The 20,321-nt window shown below is 35.3% G+C and carries 18 protein-coding genes; 4 read left to right on the top strand and 14 right to left on the bottom strand.

Translation table 11 applies throughout. The features are described from left to right. Positions 1–17 precede the first annotated feature (17 nt). Positions 18–3,233, top strand: coding sequence for a type I restriction endonuclease subunit R (locus tag NF867_RS00585; RefSeq protein ID WP_252585550.1), 3,216 nt, complete (start codon positions 18–20; stop codon positions 3,231–3,233). 21 nt (positions 3,234–3,254) lie between these two features. Then, a complete protein-coding gene (locus NF867_RS00580) occupies positions 3,255–5,081 on the top strand; it encodes a hypothetical protein (protein WP_252585549.1) in 1,827 nt (608 codons plus the stop codon). Positions 5,082–5,215: 134 nt separating this feature from the next. On the opposite strand, the gene NF867_RS00575 is transcribed toward NF867_RS00580, so the two are convergent. The 12 genes from NF867_RS00575 to NF867_RS00520 form a co-directional block, all read right to left on the bottom strand. Further along, positions 5,216–5,752, bottom strand: a complete 537-nt coding sequence (locus NF867_RS00575; RefSeq protein WP_252585548.1) for a hypothetical protein — start codon at positions 5,750–5,752, stop codon at positions 5,216–5,218. Further along, entirely contained in the window at positions 5,739–6,470 is a 732-nt protein-coding gene (locus NF867_RS00570) for an ImmA/IrrE family metallo-endopeptidase (RefSeq protein ID WP_252585547.1), read from the bottom strand. Before NF867_RS00570 ends, NF867_RS00575 begins: the two co-directional genes overlap by 14 nt. Continuing rightward, entirely contained in the window at positions 6,463–6,798 is a 336-nt protein-coding gene (locus tag NF867_RS00565) for a helix-turn-helix domain-containing protein (RefSeq protein ID WP_252585545.1), read from the bottom strand. The genes NF867_RS00570 and NF867_RS00565 overlap by 8 nt, the downstream gene beginning before the upstream one ends. 324 nt (positions 6,799–7,122) lie before the next feature. After that, positions 7,123–7,509: a hypothetical protein gene (locus tag NF867_RS00560; protein WP_252585543.1), complete on the bottom strand. Its 387-nt coding sequence runs from the start codon at positions 7,507–7,509 to the stop codon at positions 7,123–7,125. A gap of 45 nt (positions 7,510–7,554) precedes the next feature. Next, positions 7,555–8,946, bottom strand: a complete 1,392-nt coding sequence (locus tag NF867_RS00555) for a DUF6371 domain-containing protein (protein WP_252585542.1) — start codon at positions 8,944–8,946, stop codon at positions 7,555–7,557. Then, positions 8,930–10,348 carry a YfjI family protein gene (locus NF867_RS00550; RefSeq protein WP_252585539.1) on the bottom strand — a complete coding sequence of 473 codons (1,419 nt, stop codon included), beginning with the start codon at positions 10,346–10,348 and terminating at the stop codon, positions 8,930–8,932. The genes NF867_RS00555 and NF867_RS00550 overlap by 17 nt, the downstream gene beginning before the upstream one ends. 198 nt (positions 10,349–10,546) lie before the next feature. After that, entirely contained in the window at positions 10,547–10,828 is a 282-nt protein-coding gene (locus tag NF867_RS00545; protein ID WP_252585537.1) for a helix-turn-helix domain-containing protein, read from the bottom strand. Positions 10,829–10,960: 132 nt separating this feature from the next. Then, positions 10,961–11,944, bottom strand: a complete 984-nt coding sequence (locus tag NF867_RS00540) for a hypothetical protein (RefSeq protein ID WP_252585536.1) — start codon at positions 11,942–11,944, stop codon at positions 10,961–10,963. An 88-nt stretch (positions 11,945–12,032) separates the two neighbouring features. Continuing rightward, entirely contained in the window at positions 12,033–12,200 is a 168-nt protein-coding gene (locus NF867_RS00535) for a hypothetical protein (RefSeq protein WP_252585534.1), read from the bottom strand. Between the two features lie 834 nt (positions 12,201–13,034). Then, on the bottom strand, positions 13,035–13,373 hold the full coding sequence (locus tag NF867_RS00530; protein WP_252585532.1) for a MerR family transcriptional regulator: 339 nt from the start codon (positions 13,371–13,373) through the stop codon (positions 13,035–13,037). Between the two features lies 1 nt (position 13,374). Then, entirely contained in the window at positions 13,375–14,346 is a 972-nt protein-coding gene (locus NF867_RS00525; RefSeq protein WP_252585530.1) for a M23 family metallopeptidase, read from the bottom strand. A gap of 205 nt (positions 14,347–14,551) precedes the next feature. Next, positions 14,552–15,052, bottom strand: a complete 501-nt coding sequence (locus tag NF867_RS00520) for a GNAT family N-acetyltransferase (RefSeq protein ID WP_252585528.1) — start codon at positions 15,050–15,052, stop codon at positions 14,552–14,554. Positions 15,053–15,231: 179 nt separating this feature from the next. Here NF867_RS00520 and alaS point away from each other — a divergent pair, with 179 nt between their 5' ends. Further along, entirely contained in the window at positions 15,232–17,904 is a 2,673-nt protein-coding gene (gene alaS, locus NF867_RS00515; protein WP_252585526.1) for an alanine--tRNA ligase, read from the top strand. Between the two features lie 99 nt (positions 17,905–18,003). Continuing rightward, complete coding sequence (locus NF867_RS00510; RefSeq protein ID WP_252585524.1) at positions 18,004–18,435, top strand: META domain-containing protein; 432 nt, start codon at positions 18,004–18,006, stop codon at positions 18,433–18,435. Between the two features lie 5 nt (positions 18,436–18,440). Here the strand turns inward: NF867_RS00510 and NF867_RS00505 are convergent, their stop codons facing one another. Together NF867_RS00505 and NF867_RS00500 are read right to left on the bottom strand one after the other, a co-directional pair. After that, complete coding sequence (locus NF867_RS00505; RefSeq protein ID WP_252585522.1) at positions 18,441–18,785, bottom strand: diacylglycerol kinase family protein; 345 nt, start codon at positions 18,783–18,785, stop codon at positions 18,441–18,443. Positions 18,786–18,792: 7 nt separating this feature from the next. Then, positions 18,793–20,145 (bottom strand): sensor histidine kinase, encoded by a 1,353-nt coding sequence (locus tag NF867_RS00500; protein ID WP_252585520.1) that lies wholly within the window; start codon positions 20,143–20,145, stop codon positions 18,793–18,795. Between the last annotated feature and the right edge of the window lie 176 nt (positions 20,146–20,321).

Genomic DNA, 20,321 nt, shown 5'->3' with positions numbered 1-20,321 from the left:
TTGACCTTATAAAAAAAATGACCCGCATCACCGAAAACCACATCGAACTATTAGCCATTGAACGCCTTGAATCATTGGGCTATGAATACATTTATGCGCCCGATATTGCGCCAGATAGCGAAACCCCGGAACGCGAAAGCTTTGAACAGGTTTTACTGTTAAATCGTTTGGAAAATGCGTTAAGGAAAATTAACCCTTCAATTCCGGTTGATGCACAATTTGATGCCATAAAAGAAACTCAACGAATTGCATCTCCCGAAACCCTGGTAAACAATGAAACTTTTCATCGTTTACTAACCGAAGGTGTTCCGGTTTCTGTTCGCGTAGATGGAGATGATCGTGGTGATCGGGTTTGGCTTATTGATTTTAAAAATCCTCATAACAATGAATTTGTAGTAGCTAATCAATTTACCATTATTGAAAACGGCCATAACAAACGCCCGGATGTAATTTTATTCGTTAATGGCATCCCCTTGGTGGTACTGGAGTTAAAAAATGCTGCAGATGAAAGTGCAACCGTTAATTCGGCATTCAGGCAAATCGAAACATATAAAAGTCAAATACCTGGCCTATTTACATATAATGGGTTCAATATCATTTCCGATGGTTTAGAAGCCAAAGCAGGTTCACTCTCTGCAAGTTTCAGTCGCTATATGACCTGGAAATCAGCAGACGGTAAAGCCGAAGCCTCCCACTTGGTAAGCCAATTAGAAACCTTGATTCAAGGTATGCTGAACAAAAAAACCTTGATCGACCTGATCCGTCATTTCATTGTTTTTGAAAAATCAAAAAGAGAGGATCCCAAAACCGGTATTGCTACCATTTCCACCGTTAAAAAATTAGCAGCCTATCACCAGTATTATGCAGTAAACAGAGCTGTTGAATCTACACTCCGTGCTTCTGGCTATACCAAATCGATAGAAAATTTGGTAATGGAAGATCCAGAGAGCTACGGATTACGTTCAGTAATCAAACAACCCATTGGAGATAGAAAGGGTGGGGTGGTATGGCATACCCAAGGTAGCGGGAAATCATTGTCAATGGTATTTTATACAGGTAAAATTGTTTTGGCTTTAGACAATCCAACGGTGTTGGTAATTACCGATCGTAATGATTTAGACGACCAACTGTTTGATACTTTTGCCGCATCCAAACAGTTACTTCGTCAAGAACCGGTTCAGGCCGAAGATCGTAATCAACTGAAAGATTTACTAAAAGTTGCTTCTGGCGGGGTGGTATTCACCACTATTCAAAAGTTCCAGCCTGAAGAAGGAAATGTATATGAATTGCTTTCAGATCGTAAAAACATCATTGTAATAGCCGATGAGGCCCATCGTACTCAATACGGTTTCAGGGCAAAAACAATAGATGATAAAGATGAAAGCGGAAATGTGATTGGTAAGAAAACGGTTTATGGTTTTGCCAAGTACATGCGCGATGCCTTACCCAACGCTACTTATCTCGGTTTTACAGGCACTCCTATAGAAAATACGGATGTTAACACCCCTGCTGTGTTCGGTAACTATGTAGATATCTACGATATCGCGCAAGCGGTAGAGGACGGTGCAACGGTTCGTATTTTTTATGAAAGTCGTTTGGCAAAGGTTAGCCTTAGTGATGAAGGTAAAAAGTTGGTGGATGAACTAGATGAAGAACTCGACCAGGAAGATTTGACCAATAATCAAAAAGCCAAAGCCAAATGGACCCAACTGGAAGCATTGATTGGAAGTGAAAATCGAATAAAAAATATCGCCAGAGACATTGTCTCGCATTTTGAACAACGACAATCGGTTTTTGAGGGTAAAGGGATGATAGTGGCCATGAGTCGGAGAATTGCGGCCGAATTGTACGAGGCCATTATTGCTTTAAAACCCGAATGGCATTCTGATGAGTTAGGTCAGGGATCCATCAAAGTCGTGATGACCTCTGCCTCTTCTGACGGGCCTAAAATTGCTAAACATCATACCACCAAAGAACAGCGAAGAAACTTAGCCGAACGAATGAAATCGCCCGATGATCCATTAAAACTGGTGATCGTTCGCGATATGTGGCTAACCGGCTTTGATGCTCCGAGCATGCACACCTTGTATATCGATAAACCCATGCAAGGTCACAATTTGATGCAGGCCATTGCCCGGGTTAATCGGGTGTATAAAGACAAACCGGGAGGGTTAATTGTTGATTACCTTGGTATTGCTTCCGATTTGAAAAAGGCGCTTTCCTTCTATTCAAGTGCAGGCGGCAAAGGTGATCCTACAACCGCACAGGAACAAGCTGTTCAACTCATGCTCGAAAAATTAGAAGTAGTCTCTCAACTATTTCATGGCTTTGCTTATGAAGAATACTTTGAGGCAGATACCTCACGCAAGCTTTCTTTAATATTAGGTGCCGAAGACCATATTTTGGGTTTGGAAGATGGTAAAAAACGGTATATCAACGAAGTCACCGTTTTAAGTAAAGCCCTGGCCATCGCCATGCCTCACGAACAGGCACAGGATGCTGTAGATGAGATTGCTTTTTTTCAGGCGGTAAAAGCCCGTTTGGCTAAATTTGATGGTACAGGTTCCGGTAAAACAGACGAAGAAATTGAAACTACCATCCGCCAGGTAATTGATAAAGCTTTGGTTTCTGAACAGGTAATCGATGTGTTTGATGCAGCAGGTATTAAAAAACCGGATATATCTATTCTATCAGAAGATTTTCTGATGGAACTGAAAGACATGGAGCATAAAAACATTGCCTTGGAGGTTCTGAAAAAACTCTTGAATGATGAAATAAAAGCCGTAGCCAAACGGAACCTGGTAGAAGGAAAGACCTTAATGGAAATGCTGGAGAATTCCATTAAAAGATATCATAACAAAATCCTGACTGCTGCCGAGGTTATTGATGAACTCATTAAGCTCAGTAAAGAAGTAGTAAATGTACAGGAAGGTCCTCAACGTATGGGTCTAACCGATTTTGAATACGCCTTTTATCAAGCCGTAGCCAAAAATGATAGCGCCCGTGATTTAATGCAACAAGACAAATTAAGGGAACTAGCTGTTGTTTTAACAGAAACCATCAAACAAAACGCCTCTATTGATTGGACAATTAAAGAAAGCGTAAAAGCCAAACTCAAAGTAGCAGTAAAACGGATATTAAGAAAATTTGGGTACCCACCCGACATGCAAATGCTAGCTACCGAAACAGTTTTAAAGCAAGCAGAAATGATGGCAAATGAAATTAGTTATTAATCATAAAAGCATTATTAAAAGTTGAATACACAAAGTCTTCCTTCTCAAAAAATATCTAAAAAATATAATAAGTCAACCATTAAAACTTTTTATTCTTTATTAAAAGGTAATAAATACCCGGAAATTTCTGATAAGGAGTTTGCAACGGAGGTAAGGATCGATACAACAAACTATCATTGCGAGGGTGTAGTTTTTCGTGATTGCATATTCCAAGAAGGAGTGTTATTCAAATCAGTTGATCTAAAAAGGGGTATAAGATTTATTAATTGCAGTTTTAATGCATGGATTTTGTTTGATGAATCTAGAGCGGATAAAATAGATGATAAATTTAATCCAGATAATTCGAGTATCTTGTTTGAAGAATGTACCGAGATCAAAAACATTAAAATTATTAACTGTGAATTTGAAAGATCGTTTAAATTAAGCAACTCCACGGTTAACAATTATTTTGTAATTGAAAAAGCCAAAATCGACTCACTGGATTTTGTTGAAAGCAAACTTTTTGAGGTGGATATTACTTATTTAAACACTCGCTTAGGATTAAAAATAAGTAATAGTACCATTCTTGGTAAAGGAAGATATTTTGGTTGTACCGGTGATGGTTTCAGCTTTATTGACTCAACTTTTTTTAAAGACCAATATTTATGGGCTAACACAGTAAAGCACATAACCACAAACTATGGGGTATTCGAAGATGAATTAAAAATAAAGGCTTGTCCAGCTAGTGAAAACTATTTTATTTATGGCACTACCTTTAAAAAAGGCGTATTAATTGAAACGGATGATTCCGGAAATAAAATAAAAGCCGATATTGAACATATTAATCTGAAAGACTGTGATTTTCAAGCAGGCTTTGCATTTAAAACTGCAAAAGATATTTTGGGGAAAAATATATCTCCAAATAAGTTGACCTTAGATTGCAGCTCTCTTTCAAAAGGTAATATATCAATAGAAAATGCTAATATATTTGAACTAACCGTAAAAGGTACTAATTCTTCCTCAAATATTAGTTTTAATAATTGCTCCTCTTTTAGTGTAAATATTGACCGTTTTACAAATCTTGGTCAATTGTCATTTACGGATTTTCGATCTTTAAAAAAATCTGGTTCTAAATTTTCTATCGATAAAACAATTCTAGGGAAAACAATTCTTCTTAACGTAAGTTTTAGACAATTTGAAACTGTAATTATTAAGCACAGTCAATTAACAGATATTATATTTTCAGATGTAGAGTGGTTTAACATTGAACAGTTGAATCCTTATGAAAAATATACTGAATATCTGATTGTAGAGGATAAGAATCAAAAACTGAAAAAGCAAATCGATAGAAAAAAATGGTCTAGAATTAAATCAAATCGCGAAGTTTTTAGGCAGCTTAAATATGCTTCAGAAAAGCAAGGCAATTTTATTCAAGCTTTATTTTTTAAATCCAATGAAATGAAAAGTCTTAAAGAGGAACTCAAATGTTATGAATTTGGAAATAGGGTTGGGGATAAAATAATGATGTGGTTTAATAAATCAAATGAATATGGAGTAAACTGGCTTAAACCTATGGGTTTACTTTTATTAATTAATATTTTGTTTTTTGTTGGAATCACGTTAATGCAAACTGGGGAATTTATCTTCTTACCAGCAAAAAGCTTTAACGACTTAGATAAATCTTATGATTTATTATGTGAAAATAATGGTGCTTTTTGGGCGCTGCTTAATCCTATTAGACGATTATCAGATATTTTTGGCAACAAGGACTTTGATGGAATGACAACATTTCTTGATTATTTTCATCGAATTTTAATATCGTATTTAATTTTTCAAATTGTAAGTGCATTTAGGAAATACTTAAAATAACGCTGAAGATTAAATTTTGGAGAAATTAGAGGAAAATACATTAAATTAATTATCATTTTACTTTAATTCTAATATTATAAATTCTAATATCAGAATTAGAAATGATACTACTTAAAAGGCAACAAAACCCGTACTTAAATTTTTTTGTTTTTCTTTTGTAGATCAATAAACTCATCCAGAGTATTGCAAGGTAGAATACTCCCTTTCGATTTTACCTCCAAAATAAATGTATCACACTCAGCTTTAGTGAAAATAGACTTATTGTAAGCTTCCAGTAATATATCCATTGTGGTCAGGTAATGAATGCCATGTAGCGAACAATAAGCACTAATATCTTTCAGGTTACTGCTTGCAATAAATTGTTTTTGGTGCCTTGCAACTGCCATGCATGCACTCTCACCTTCTCCAAACTTTTTCATTAATTGAGCATACTCAACTATTATTTCTCGTTGGGCAGGGAAAGGTACTACAGGCACTTTAGTCATACTAAGAAAATTGATAACCTGAGTTTCGATGCTTTTGCTCCTGCATAATTCAGCCTTTACTTTATCAAGCATCACAAAACGGTTAGGAAAAATTTTAGACAGTGTCAAGATTTGTCCTCCATTGATAAAGTGTCTTACAACGTCTGAATCCAAAAGTATTTTGGGCTCTTGGCTATTCTTGCTCATTGTCATTAGTTATCCTGGGAATATCTACACCAATATCATTCATCAAACTAATGAAATGTGATTCTGATATAACACCTTTGTCAAACAAGTTTTTAGCCCTTGATCCATAGTCTCCTATAACAAGGTTGGCGTTGCCTTTTTTGTATAAAGTATCATCATAGCCAAGCATTACAGCACTAGCAATAACATTTTTGGTATAAGCCTCATACTTTCGGTAGTCGATTAACCCCAGTCTCTCTAATCTGATTAATAATGCAGTTCTACTGCAAGCGAAATATTGTTCTATTTTTATTAAGGTTGATAGAGAGATCTTATTTTTTGAAAGTTCTTCCTTCGGTATTAAGGAAAGTATGCCATCTTCAGGCATTAATAAATAAGCGGCAAACCAATCTGCCGCGTACTCTGTTTTATCCTTCTTGTCGAACCGGCCAGCATGACTTACTTCAGCAATAAAATCTTTTTGTATGAATAGGTGGTACAGCTCATGGGCTACCGTAAAATGTTGTTTGCTCAAACGGTGTTCTGAATTTACGATGATAAACTTTTGATCCCCCTGTTTTACCGCCATGCCTGAGAAATTATCGCTCAATGGCTTGAATAAAGCAACAACTCCAAGTTTAGGTAGCCAACTTTTTAGCCGAATAGGCTCACTCGCACCAATTCCATGAGTTAATCTAAACTGTGATGCTTCTATCTGAAGGTGATAATCATTAATCATGCGTTAGTTCCAATTCTAAAATCTTAAAGTAGTTTTTAACCACCTTTCTAAATTGAGATATTTGGTAAAAATCACTTTCATGAATACCATCGGCTCTGAAAGCAAAAGCAATATTGGCTTGGATCTGATCATTATCTGTTTCAAAAAAATCTGCAAGGTCGGCACCGTATAAATCCGCCAATTTTTCTAAGACATCAAGTGGGGCTTCTCTACTATCATTTTCATAATAACTCAACATTTCACGCCTTATTCCTAGAAAAGAAGCTACTGTCTCCTGTGAAAGATTATTCCTCTCACGGAATGCTTTTAGAATTGCGCCCGTTGTCATAGTTGTTGGTTTGTTATTTAAGTCTGTTAATGATGTTACAAAATAATACTATTTTTTCTTTTTTATCAAATTTGTAACAAAATTCGTGTGTTAATTTAAAAGCCTAAAACAAAAAACTGTGTAATCTTGAGCCCAATTTATAGTCTAAGGCAGACCGAAATGTTTACATGGGCATTGTCAAGGGGCTGTTTTATGCTTGATAGAATTATAGGATTTGCATCTCCAACCTTATTTATATTAGAAATCCGGACCATATCTTGGGTATTAAGAAGGTTATTCACATTAAGTATATTTACACAGTGTCACTTCAGGGAACACTGATTTTTATAATATAGAACAATATACTCTATCTATTAATTCATTAATCAAACTCTTGCCTTTTCCAGTCAAAGAGTATAATTTCTGCGACTTAACAATTTTCTGGTTTGAAGCTTTAATCTTAATTACTTCAATGGAAATAAGATTTTGTTTCAGTAAACAATCCAAGGCCCGCTGTACATCATAGTAATGAGCATGAAGCGTTTTTTGTAAGTCATAACAAGAAGCACCTTGCCTTTTATAGAGGCTGAATAGTACATAAATGGCCAGATAGCCTTGTTTAGTGCCGTTTTTATACTCTTTGCGAAGTTCACGATTAAGATTACGTGTTGCTAAAATGGTTTGAATTATGATTGAACTAACATCAGAGATATTATCAAAGGAATTGTTCATAAGGTTCAGTTTTAAAAAAACGTTAGTCTAAGGTTAAATACGGATTTATTTTTTAATCAAACATTCCAGATCGTCCAACTCTGCTTTGCTTGCCCCAATTCGCTTATATTTATCAAACAGACGACATATAAACTCCAATTGTTTAATGTCTCTTGTTTTAAGCTTTAAATACTCATTTTCCAAAATGGCTAAACGACCCGTTGCCTTATTTAATGGGGGCTCAGATGGATGAAGCTCTGTTTCAAGACCTAATTCTTCTCGTAATGGAAGAGCATCTATCTCAACTGATGCCTGGTCAGCAACAAAATGTTCGATTAAATGCGAGTTGGTTGCAGGTTTAATGAAGTCTTTAAGGTCTTTATCCTTCAAAAAATCCCTTAAGTCATATTTCTGATTTACTAATTCGCTGTAGTCTATGCCATGTTGTTCGGCATACTTAATGGCACTGTTTTTTATAATCTGTGAAACTTGAACATTTAATCCATACCCGCGCAAGATATCCGCGATTTCTTCCCAGCTTTCATGACCATCTATATCAGGATAGAGGATTATTTGTCGACCCTGTAGCACAGTACATATATCCTTTTTAGTCCATTTACAACCATATTTACCTCCTGTGGCCAGACATACATATTCAGGGTAAAATGCGGCAGCGTAAACAGCTGAAGCTTCACTCTCAAAAATCTTTACCGGTTTCTTGTTACCCTTTAAAAGATGCTCACCGAAAAAACAACGCTCTGTATTTGCATTCGGATTGTTCAATACTTCTTTTCCAATAAACAAGCATTTAGGATAAGGCTCTTTAATACGTTTGCCAGTAAATGAATTGTAATCCATCGCTTTTATATCTCTTACCCTGCCTTGAATATCAATATAAGGGAACAATACCCAGCCTTTGTGTTTATTAATTCTTGAATTGCCTAAAAAATAGATTTCAATGAGTTTCTCTATTGTTTGACTGTCAAAGGCGAATTTACCTCGCTGTTCATTCCCCAACCATTGGATAAAGTTATTTTGATTGTAAAGGTCATTTCCATTGATTAGCAGCTCTTGAAATATGGTGGGTGGTATAAAATCGATTAGAGATTGTTTTTTAACCAGAAATGTTAGGGATTGCGTTGATTGCCATGAGTTCCATTGCCCAATATTTGATAATTCCAGTCTAAAGGTTTTACCGCAAGAAAAGCAATGTCCTTTATCTTCATAATCAACATAAGGTGCAAATTTGACGTCCTTGTTGCTTTTGCCGCATGGACATTGTTCAACCCTTGAACGATTTTTATCAAACTCATACTTATATTTATCCTGATTCATTTTTGTAACTACTATTGGCATTTTGGCACTAATGGCATTAATTTCAAAATCGGTAACTATTTTTACTAGTAGTGCCATAAGTGCCAAAATGCCAAGTGCTTTTTCGTTAAATAATCTTTTCATATTCGCCCCGGCTTCTCCGATTGAATAGTTCCTGCTCATTTAAAAATCGCTTAAAAGTTCTTTCGGGTATTCCCATATTTATTGCAAGTTTCAAACCTTCTTCAGTTTTAAAAGTGTCTGGCAATGCATTAAATAAGGCATGTTTATCGGATGAAAACTTATCCAATGGGTTGATATTTGATATAATTGAATAAGCCTTAACTGCAGATTTTTTAAAATACTCAATCAGTTGAATAGCCCCTTGCATGGATTCAATACCTACAAATTGCTTATCACCTTCATTGCAAGCCCAACGCATCATTTCAAGAATTAAGGCTAACCGAACAACATACATTTCCAGTTTACTGTAAATTCCGCTTATTGCTTCAAACTCGGCATCATTGCATTGATCAGCATTATTACGTTGCCAATCAAATAACAGCTCTTTTGCTTGAGGCGTAAAACGCAATACTTCAGGGATAGGACTGAAAGTTTCATCTAAATTAATTGGCAAATTCATAAGGCTTGAAATGATAGCCTTCCAATTCTTCTCGATGATGGGGTTTAATTCGGTTTCACTCCAATATGGCTTTTGGATGTTATCAGGGATTACAAAAAGGATTCTATCTATAAAACCATTTTGTGTACGACTATTTTTTGCAAGCTCATTCAGTAATCCGTTTTGAATTGTTCCTGCCACTGAAATAAACGGCAAAGGGATAAACACTGGTTCGCCTGTTTTACGATCAATGTTTATGGGTTTGCTATTCCAGGCACTCAACCAAAATTCCATTTCACTGCCTTTATTGTATCGGTTGAAATTCTTAAACCAACCTGCTAATTCATCCACGTAAACCCCAATCCCTCTTTTGTTGAATTTATGCACCTCAGCAAGGGCTTCTGGAGTAAAGTCCGATAAAAGAAATTTTCGCCAAACCGGTTTTATTGGCCCGTCAATGGCTTGCTTTTCTTTTTCCTTTTTTGACAGGTTTACAACCTGTTCATAATCAAGCCTTTCCTGTTCGTATTGCCGGTAAGATATTTTATCCTGTTCAACTAAAGGATTCAATGCAAAGGTTAACGGATGACTTTTATTCGTCCCAGCGCGTGCTACAATAGCCAGGTACAAAACGGCACTCTCCTGAAACCCGTTTTTTATTTCGACTTTATGGGTATTACCTATAGCAACCGATGAAGCAAAGAGCAGGGATGCTCCAATAAAATCAATTGGAAAACTTAAGCTTTCATTGGTTGATAATATGATTTGTTGAATAGGCAATGGGAATACATTGACAGGGAAAATATTTTCTCTTTCCTTTTCGGCATCTTTGAATTGGTTGATTAGCTGTTCATCTTCGCTTTTAAGCGCATCAGAATCAATTCCGAATCCTGCAAAGTCAAATTGTGGGTTATGTTTATTCATTCCGTCCTCCAACTTTTATGTTATGGAAATTAGCTTCATGGATGATTTTGGTTAACAACTCTTTTCGAAAGATGCATTCGAGGTCTGACAAATTGCTTGACCTAATGAGAGCTTTAGCTCCAAATTTGCGGTTTATGACCCTCATTAAATAGGCAGTGACTACCCTTGTTGAACACATTAAGGTTTTAGATTTAAAGCTCATGAACGTTTACCTTTAAATTTAACCTCACCGACAGTAAGAAGATCAGACTGTTTGAAATAAACTCGTTTACCTATCTTTTGATAAGGCATAATGCCACGCTTACGCCATTCGGTAAGCGTAACCTTTGATACCGAAAGGATTTCGGCTGCTTCATCAAAGGTTAATAAACGGTCTTGGGGTGGATTGATTTCAAGATTGGCAAACTCTGTGCGAAGATGTTCTGCTAAAACAGCGCAAAGTTGATTAAGGGGTATTGATGTAAGAATCACTTGTTGCATAAACTTATGTGTTAGTTTATGCAAAACACGGATTAACTTAACTTTTATAAAATACCCGAGTAGATACCCGGGTATATATTCATTTATGTTAAGTGGTTTATTAATAGATGCTTAAGCTGAACGTATTTATTCTTAAATGATTAACTCCAATTTGTTTTTAGGTTCATTGGTCATTGATTTTTTTAATGTTGTAACAATTGTTGAAATTGTAGTATCATTATAGCAATCAAAATTATTCCTTAGCATTGCCGCAATATCTTCATAGGAACTGCCCAACATTGTAATTTTAGGGCTGCTGCTAATAAGTTTGTCTTTTAACGTGGCAAAAACGTGCGCAAGCACATTTTTGTCACCGTTCCACTTAAGGACTTTAGTATTACCAATTCTGATAAACTCTTTGTGAACACTTAAAGGCTCATTGCTCATTTCCTTCAATGTTTTAATAATTTCATTTACATCTACATTCCAATAGCAATCAAAATTATCTTTTAACATACATGCAATATCTTCAAAGGAACTCTCTAACATTGAAATGTTTGTGCCATAGATTGTTGAATTTTTTAATTGAGCAAAAACATGAATAAGGACATTTTTATCGCCTTTCCATTTTAGTAGCTTTGACTCCGTAAATTTAAATTGGCGTTCTTCAAGACCGTTTTTTTTAGATTTTCGATCTTTAATAAAATCCACTAATGTTCTGATTATCAATGGAGAGTATTCTTTTAATGCTCTATTAGCAATATCATCATACATATCTTTCTTTAATTGGCCGTTAAGTATGCAGATGTCATTTATAAATTCTAATAATGCATCTGTTTTTTCTATTAAGAATAAGTCGTCTCCGTATTTAGAATAAATGTTAATTAACTGGTTTTCAATTTTTTTTGCAGTGTCAATGTAGTAAATTTTCTGTTTGGCTACGATTTCGATAATGGCATTAATGCTCATCCCAGGAAATCCTGGATAATTTATAAGTACTTCATCTTTTTCTAAAGCTGACGAAAGATAAACTGATTCCTTTACCTTATCTATATCGGCTTTACAATAAAAAAAAGATATATCCCTTTTAATATTGTCAAATAAATCGATGATTATTAATTTTTCTTCAAAATTCATACTTTACAATTACTCCTCATTTACTTTTTTTTAGGGTAGGTTTTTTGGATCAGATATTAGCATAGTTTGTTTAGTTACTTGTTAGTTCTTAAGGAGCAAAAATATGGGTAGATATTGGGTTGGCGTTTTCTGCTTCGTTCATTACAATAAAACGGCGATCAACTGTAGTAGGAAAGCTGTAAGCGCTTAATGAATAGCTTTTGTTTTCTCTCTTCTGTTGAGTATTATTTGGGAGGTTATTTTTAGCTTTCAGCATTAAATTTTGATGTAATAATGTTGGAAATTTATAACCTCAAAATAATTCAAAAAAGCTCGGTCGTTCAAATTTTTTTAAATATTAGTTAAAATTATTATCGTGTATTCAATTGATATAATTATTAATTATAAAAAAGGCAAACTGGTTTGTGGGTTTTAAGTTTTCGATCACAATAGTAGAGGGTTGTCTGCTTATTTTAAATAGCGTTAAAGGTGTTGATGGTGAAATACAGCAAAGGCGATTTGTATCAAAGGATAACTTCAATAAAATAAACTTCTTTGTTCTGTGGGTATTTAAATTTAGGTCAACTTTTCTAAGATAGAAACCTTAAATAAAACTTCTAATTTTAGTTTAAAAGTCAAAGATTTTAGCTTTCGTAGAAGAAATCACTCTTTTTTCAAATTAATCAAGATTGGTATGATTCTACTTTTTCTAAAAAGTGAGATAAAACCTCTTTGAGTTGATATAAATTTTACCCATTTTTATGACGCTAATGAACGTTTTAAAGGGTATTCTTAGAGGTGAAAAGTGAGATAAAAAGTGAGATAAAAGTGAGATAAAGTGCCCTAAATTAAGACCTAAATGGCAAGAGAGAAATAAATCTATTGTTAAACAAATTGGTGAGATAAAAACACTTAAAGTACTGTATAAGACCCCATAAAAAAAGCTTTGTCCTTATACCTTTGCGCAATTGAGATACAGGGACAAAGCACCCAGATGATTTTTCTGATCATGTAAAAAGAGGAAGATGTTAATGTAATATCCAAGTTACAAAAAATCTCCAAAAAAACAAGTCTTTTTAGCTCAATTTCAATGTTTTATAAAATCAGGTCTTTATTTTAACTCGTCTTTTAACTGAAGTAAAAACGATTTTAGGTTCGTTAATGAGTCAATAACCTTTTGTTTATCGGCTTCAATATTTCTGTTGCCTTTCAGGTAATCTTTGGCTCCTTGCAAGGTATAACCCTTTTCTTTAACTAAATGGTAGATAATTTTAAGGTTTTCAATGTCTTCTGGAGAAAATAAGCGATTACCTTTTTTGTTTTTCTTAGGCTGAAGTACATCAAACTCTTTTTCCCAAAACCTGATGTGTGATGTGCTAACATTGAACATGTCGGCCACTTCACCAATGGTGTAATAGAGTTTTTTTATTTCACGTTCTTTATAAGGCATGTTAGTCGAAAGATTGATTGTTTCTAGATGATAGTTCTAACATTTTTTCGTATTCGGCAGGACTTAAATCGTTAAAGTAAAAGTTAATCGGGTTAACTGGCAGGCCATTTTTATGTACCTCGTAATGACAATGTGGACCTGTTGAAGCTCCAGTACTACCCACATAACCAATAACTTCACCGCGTTTAACCCTGCGGCCTATTTTGGCGGCAACTCTGCTCATATGTCCATAAAGCGTTGAATAGCCATATCCATGATTAATCTCTACCTCATTTCCATAACCTCTTTGGGCGCCTGCTTTGGTTACAACGCCGTCGCCGGTAGCATAAATTGGTGTGCCGCTTGGTGAAGTAAAGTCCATACCCGCATGAAATTTACGAGTTTTATAAATAGGGTGGATGCGATATCCATATCCCGAAGCCATTCTGGTTAGATCTTTATTAGACACAGGTTGTATTGCCGGTACAGAAGCAAGCATTTTATCTTTATTTCTTACTTCTTTAACCAAGTAGTCGTATGATTTAGATTGAACATACATCTTTTTTGAAAGCTCGTCGAGTTTTCGGGTAGTTTCAATTATTAATGACGCATAGTTCGACGATTCAAGCGCTTTATAACGATTTATACCAGCGAAGTTCGTTTGCCACTCATCTGAAGTAATTGGCTCCGATTCAAAGATTACGCGGTAAATATTATTGTCGCGTTCCTGCAAATCAGTAACAACTCCATCAAGTTGTTTCATCCGTTTGTGCAAAATGTCGTACTGCAAACCTAATTGAGCGATATCTCGTTTTAATTTTTTCTCCTTTGGAGAATCCAAAATATTGTACGCAATGGTAACAGTTACCACTGAAAACACGGAAACGGTAGCGAGATACCCTAAAACACGAAGCAGCTTTTTGCTAAATGAAAGCTCCACCTTTTCGTATTTCAGCGTACTTGAATTATAGAAATACTTAACCTTTTTCGCCATAAACAAGGCAAATCATAAGTGTTGAATGAAAAATTAAATGTGAGCACTTAAGTTTGAGACTTGGCAGACTTAATTGGTTTGGCTCTCTTTTTTTTACGAATTATAAATTTATTAGTTACACCAACTGTGTAGTTAGTAAAGATTTATTATTTTTCTTAATTAGATAAATGTAAAACCCTGCGTTTTATTAATCAATAAGCAGTTTTTAAAGAGTAATCTTTTTATGATAAAAGAGTGTATCTACTTTCATTCTTGGAAAAGATGCTGGTAATTGGTCAACTTCAATGAGTTTGAAGCCATTTTTTGTGTAAAATTTAATGGCTCCCTTCAGCAAATCAATGGTGCCTAGATAAAGATCGCTTAAACCTTTGTTTAAAGCCCAGTTTTCCAATTCTACCAATAATTTACTAGCAATGCCATATATACTACCTCTATAATCGGTGTGTACGAACATTTTGCGTATGGCGCCAATTTGTTCATCAGCTTTAATTAAGGCGATTGTTCCCACAACATCTTTTTGTTCATTTGTAGCAACCCAAAAGTTACCGCCTCCTTTCTGGTAAAAATCAGTGATTATAAATAAATCAGGTTGGTCTTCGGCCGTTATCGGAATGCCGAATTCGTTTTGCTGGATGTTAAGTATTAATTGTACAATCTGCGATTGAAACTGAGGTTGATAGGTTTGAATAGTAATGCTTGGGTCCATTCATCCAATTTAATTAATTCTTTTGGTGCAGATATTAGCTGATTTACACTATTTTCTTTTTGCCTTCCAAATCAAACGCTTATTTTTGACACTCATTTTTAAAGCCGCAAACCCGCTGATTCGCAAAATTAATGTCTTGCCTATCTGTTCTTTCGGTTTAAAGTATAAACTTTTATTTCATGGATTCCAGATCTATTCGCAAAGCATTTTTAGATTTTTTTGAGAGCAAAGGACATAAAATAGTTCCTTCGGCACCTTTAGTGGTGAAAAACGATCCAACGTTGATGTTTATCAATTCAGGAATGGCGCCTTTTAAAGATATTTTCCTGGGTGTTTCTCCTATTAAATTTTCACGTGTCGCCGATACTCAAAAATGTTTGCGTGTTTCGGGTAAGCATAATGATTTGGAAGAAGTAGGTATTGATACTTATCACCATACCATGTTTGAAATGCTCGGCAACTGGAGTTTTGGCGATTATTTCAAAAAAGAAGCAATTGAGTGGGCCTGGGAATTGTTAACGGATGTTTACAAACTACCTAAAGACCGTTTATATGTGACTGTTTTTGAAGGTGATTCCAAAGAAAACTTAGCGCCTGATAATGACGCAAAAGAAATCTGGAAGAAATACATTGCTGAGGATCGCATTCTTTACGGAAATAAGAAAGATAATTTCTGGGAAATGGGCGATCAAGGTCCGTGTGGCCCATGTTCTGAAATTCATATCGATTTAAGAACTGAAGAAGAACGTTCCCAAAAAGATGGTAAAGAGTTGGTAAATAACGACCATCCTCAAGTGGTAGAAATCTGGAACAACGTATTTATGGAGTTTAACCGTAAAGCCGATGGTTCCTTAGAAAAGCTTCCTGCACAACACGTTGATACCGGAATGGGCTTTGAACGTTTGTGTATGGCTTTGCAAGGTAAGCGCTCAAACTACGATACTGATGTGTTCCAACCAATGATTCAGTTCATTGCATCTCAATGTGGAATTGCTTACGGCAAGGATGAGAAAACAGATATTGCCATGCGTGTTATGGCTGACCATATTCGTGCTATTGCCTTTACTATTACAGATGGTCAATTGCCTTCAAATACCGGAGCTGGATATGTAATTCGTCGTATTTTGCGTCGTGCAGTGCGTTATGCTTATACCTTCTTAAACTTAAAAGAACCTTTCTTATATAAATTAGTTGCTCTTTTGGCTGAACAGTTTGATGGTGTTTTCAATGAATTGAAAGAGCAAAAATCATTTGTTGAAAAAGTGGTGAAAGAAGAGGAAGCTTCGTTTTTAAGAACACTAGCTAAAGGAATCGACAGGTTTGAAGATTACAAATTTAGAATTACTCATCTATATAATTTGAATAAAAATGAACATGGTCAGTTTATAGATGCAAAAAATGAAGTTGTAAAAATTGATGGTGAATTTGCGTTTGAACTTTATGATACCTATGGTTTCCCTATCGATTTAACGCAATTATTAGCTCGTGAAAGTAAGCTAAACGTTGACATGGAAGGCTTCAATAAGGCTTTAGCTCAACAAAAAGAACGTTCACGTGCGGCTACTGCTATCGATACTGGCGATTGGGTGTTAGTTGGAACTGATAAAGAAACTGAATTCTTGGGCTATGATCAATTAGAATCGGAAGTTCATATTTTAAAATATCGTAAGATCAAGGCTAAGGGGAAAGAGCAGTTTCAATTGGTATTGGATAAAACTCCTTTTTATGCCGAAGGTGGAGGTCAGGTTGGTGATACCGGTGTTTTAGAAAATGCAAATGAATTGGTTCGTATTAACGATACCAAGAAAGAAAATAACCTGATTGTTCACTTTACTGATGAGTTACCGGAAGATTTAACAAAGGCCTTTACCGCTAAAGTTGACACTGACAAACGTCGCGATACAGCGAATAATCACTCTGCAACTCACTTACTGCACGCCGCGTTAAAACGTGTGTTAGGAGATCACGTAAATCAAAAAGGTTCATTGGTAAACGAAGAGTATTTGCGTTTCGACTTTTCACATTTTGCTAAAGTTACCGACGAAGAAATTGCAGCCATTGAGAAAATTGTGAATGAGAAAATTCGAGAGAATGTAAAACTGGATGAGCAGCGTAAAGTTCCTTTCCAACAAGCAATTGATTCGGGTGTAACTGCCTTGTTCGGTGAAAAATACGGTGATTTTGTACGTGTAATTACGTTCGACTCAAGTTATTCGAAAGAGCTTTGCGGTGGTATTCATGTCCCAGCAACCGGCCAAATTGGCTCGTTTAAAATTGTAGCTGAAAGTGCTGTTGCAGCAGGTGTTCGTCGTATTGAGGCTATCACTGCAACTAAAGCTGAAGAGTTATATAATCAACAGCAGGCAATTGTAAATGAAGTGAAAACTTTATTGAAAAACCCTAAAGATGTTGTTAAAGGTTTAGAATCGGTTTTAGAAGAAAATAACCGCTTGCGCAAGGAGCTGGAGCAAATGATCATTCAAAAAGCCTCGATGCTTAAAGATGATTTGGCTAAAAAAGTGCAAGCAATTAATGGGGTGAATTTTATCGCCGCTAAGGTTGATATTCCTTCTGCAGAGGCAATCAAAAATTTGTCATTCGAGATGCGTGAAAAACTAAATGATTTGTTCTTAATCATCGGTGCCGAAATTGATGGTAAGCCAAGTATTTCCGTTATTATTTCCGATAACCTGGTTCAGGATAAAAAATTAAATGCTTCTCAAATTGTTCGAGAATTAGGTAAAGAGATCCAAGGTGGTGGAGGGGGGCAACCTTTCTATGCAACTGCCGGGGGTAAAGATGTTACCGGTTTAGATCGAGCGCTTGAAAAGGCAAAACAATATGTTCAGTAATTAAAAATATAGCAGCCCGATAAAAAATCGGGCTGTTTCATTTCTATCTTTCCTAATCAAAATCCTTAAATTAATAGCACAAACTTTAAATCCTAAGTCATGAAATCTAAACTCTCTTTCTTCTTGTTACTCACATTTACGTTGTTTAATTGTAGCAGCATGAAAAATTCAGGTTTAATTACGCCAGAGAATATTGCTCAGCTTTTTGGCAACAAATGGAATCTTTCGCAGTTGATGCAAAATGGTAGTCCAGTGGATATTTCTAAGGGTAAGCCAGCGTTTTTAGAGTTCAGCAAAGACGATAGCCGAATGAGCGGCTCTCTGGGCTGCAATAATTTTACCGGTGCTTATAAGTTTGAAGAAGGAAAATTGAAATTTGGCCCATTGGCCAGCACAAAAATGATGTGTCCCGATATGGGTGTAGAAGACGCTCTTTCCAAAGCATTAACCGAAACAACTGATGTTAAAATGAAAGGAGAGAAGCTACAATTATTTAAAGGCAGTGATTTGTTGGCCTCATTTAGTAAGTGAGTTCTTTAAAGTATTTTCGGCAAAAAGATTATAAGGCCGATTACAACAGCAATGAGTGCAGAGAATAAAACACCTCCGGCAGCAATATCTTTTAGTAAACCAATTTTAGGGTCGGTTTCAGCACTTACACGATCAGCGAGTTTTTCAATGGCTGTGTTTATTAATTCCAGGCCAATTACCTGTGCGATGCAAAGAAGTATAACTATCCATTCTATTGAATTTAGCTCATATATAAATCCGCCAAATAGCACACAAACTGCAATAGCTAAATGAATTTTAAGATTGATTTCAGTACTGAAACCAACTTTTAAACCGTTAAATGCATACTTAAAGCTTTTAAGTAGTTTCATTTTCTAATCAATTAATTTCAGAATGAAATACTTTGAAACGCGGTAACGAAAAGCTAAATACACTGCCTTTGCCTAGTTCGCTGATGGTCCAAATCTTTCCACCATTACGTTCAATAAAGTCTTTGCAAAGAATTAATCCTAAACCGGTCCCAATTTCATTGGCTGTACCTTTGGTTGAGAAATGGTCCATACTGAAAAGCTTCATTTGGTTTTCGCTACTAATTCCTACACCATTATCTTCCACCGAAAAAATAGCCGCTTCACCATCATTTCTGCAGCTTATTTTAATTTTTCCAAAAGGTCGGGTAAATTTTATTGCATTTGATAGGAGGTTTCTGATAACCACTTTAACCATGTTGATATCGGCATATGCTGAAACTTCGCCATTAATATTGTTTTCTATAATAATATGTTTGCTTTCAGCTTCAGGCTTAAGTAAATGAAGGAATTCGTCCATCATGTTATTGAAAACAATTTCAACGGCTTCAACTTTTAGTCCCAGCATTTGGCTGTTCGACCAATAAAGTAAATTATCAAGCAGTTGAAGATTGTGACGAACCCGTTCTGTAATTTCAGTTGAAAGTTCAGTAAACTCTTCGGTTCCAATTAATTTCTCATTGAAGAGGTTGAGTAAGCCTTGCAAGGAGGTTAGTGGGCCTCGCAAATCATGTGAAATGATAGAAAAGACTTTTATTTTGATAAGATCCTGATTTTCAAGATTTTTGTACTGCTGGCTGATGAGCTGGTTTTGAAGCGTAATCTCTTCCTTATGCCGCTGCGCTTTTTTTCGTTCATACTCATAGTTATTTCTTATTGACAAAACCACCGTTACAATACTTATCATTACTAGTAAATAGGTGCCTATTAAATCGATAAATCTGTTCTCCCGCGACTGGTAATTGTCAACCCATTCGGGATGATAATACTCAATTACGAAAAGAGATACAGTGAAAGCAACGCAAGAGAAGATCCAATAAGACCTGTACCTAATATTGATAATACTTATAAAAACGATCAGGAAAAAGGTGATGATGTAAATGACTGGGCCTTGACTTCCACTATTATAAAACCAGCCAATTCCAAGACCGATGTAGCACAATGAAATAAAGGCTACTACAGTGGATTGGAATTTATGTTTAAACCTGGATAAATAATAAAGAATGATAATGCCGGTTTCTGTAATAATAATAATAATGTTCAACCGCCAGTCAATATTATTTATCAGGTTAAGAACAATTGCACCGAAAGCAAGTAAGATGGTAACAATACAAGTAATGTTAAAAATCCTGTTTTCGAGTGAGAATTTATTATTGTCACCAGCAATTATGGAGAGTAATTTTGAAAAAAACTTTCTAAGCATCTAAGGGTTCTAGCAATTCTGTTGTTGCAATATAAATATTTCTTTAAGCTAACAATAACTTTTATATAGCTCTATCTGAATATTTTCTTCTTTAAAAATTTAATAAAGTACGGATATTGTTATAAAAATGATTGCAAATGGTATAAAATGGTATGAAATTAACAAATTCTTATATT

It is taken from the genome of Solitalea agri, assembly GCF_023914155.1.
GTDB classification, from domain to species: Bacteria; Bacteroidota; Bacteroidia; order Sphingobacteriales; family Sphingobacteriaceae; genus Solitalea; species Solitalea agri.
Note: the sequence above shows the minus strand (reverse complement) of the source record. Positions and strands in the feature narration are given on the sequence as shown.

Bases quoted from the DNA above. Each gene is read 5' to 3' on its own strand.
- NF867_RS00585 (WP_252585550.1), top strand. From the start codon at position 18: ATGACCCGCATCACCGAAAACCACATCGAACTATTAGCCATTGAACGC.
- NF867_RS00575 (WP_252585548.1), bottom strand. From the start codon at position 5,752: ATGAGCAAGAATAGCCAAGAGCCCAAAATACTTTTGGATTCAGACGTT.
- NF867_RS00570 (WP_252585547.1), bottom strand. From the start codon at position 6,470: ATGATTAATGATTATCACCTTCAGATAGAAGCATCACAGTTTAGATTA.
- NF867_RS00565 (WP_252585545.1), bottom strand. From the start codon at position 6,798: ATGACAACGGGCGCAATTCTAAAAGCATTCCGTGAGAGGAATAATCTT.
- NF867_RS00560 (WP_252585543.1), bottom strand. From the start codon at position 7,509: ATGAACAATTCCTTTGATAATATCTCTGATGTTAGTTCAATCATAATT.
- NF867_RS00555 (WP_252585542.1), bottom strand. From the start codon at position 8,946: ATGAAAAGATTATTTAACGAAAAAGCACTTGGCATTTTGGCACTTATG.
- NF867_RS00550 (WP_252585539.1), bottom strand. From the start codon at position 10,348: ATGAATAAACATAACCCACAATTTGACTTTGCAGGATTCGGAATTGAT.
- NF867_RS00545 (WP_252585537.1), bottom strand. From the start codon at position 10,828: ATGCAACAAGTGATTCTTACATCAATACCCCTTAATCAACTTTGCGCT.
- NF867_RS00540 (WP_252585536.1), bottom strand. From the start codon at position 11,944: ATGAATTTTGAAGAAAAATTAATAATCATCGATTTATTTGACAATATT.
- NF867_RS00535 (WP_252585534.1), bottom strand. From the start codon at position 12,200: ATGCTGAAAGCTAAAAATAACCTCCCAAATAATACTCAACAGAAGAGA.
- NF867_RS00530 (WP_252585532.1), bottom strand. From the start codon at position 13,373: ATGCCTTATAAAGAACGTGAAATAAAAAAACTCTATTACACCATTGGT.
- NF867_RS00525 (WP_252585530.1), bottom strand. From the start codon at position 14,346: ATGGCGAAAAAGGTTAAGTATTTCTATAATTCAAGTACGCTGAAATAC.
- NF867_RS00520 (WP_252585528.1), bottom strand. From the start codon at position 15,052: ATGGACCCAAGCATTACTATTCAAACCTATCAACCTCAGTTTCAATCG.
- alaS (WP_252585526.1), top strand. From the start codon at position 15,232: ATGGATTCCAGATCTATTCGCAAAGCATTTTTAGATTTTTTTGAGAGC.
- NF867_RS00510 (WP_252585524.1), top strand. From the start codon at position 18,004: ATGAAATCTAAACTCTCTTTCTTCTTGTTACTCACATTTACGTTGTTT.
- NF867_RS00505 (WP_252585522.1), bottom strand. From the start codon at position 18,785: ATGAAACTACTTAAAAGCTTTAAGTATGCATTTAACGGTTTAAAAGTT.
- NF867_RS00500 (WP_252585520.1), bottom strand. From the start codon at position 20,145: ATGCTTAGAAAGTTTTTTTCAAAATTACTCTCCATAATTGCTGGTGAC.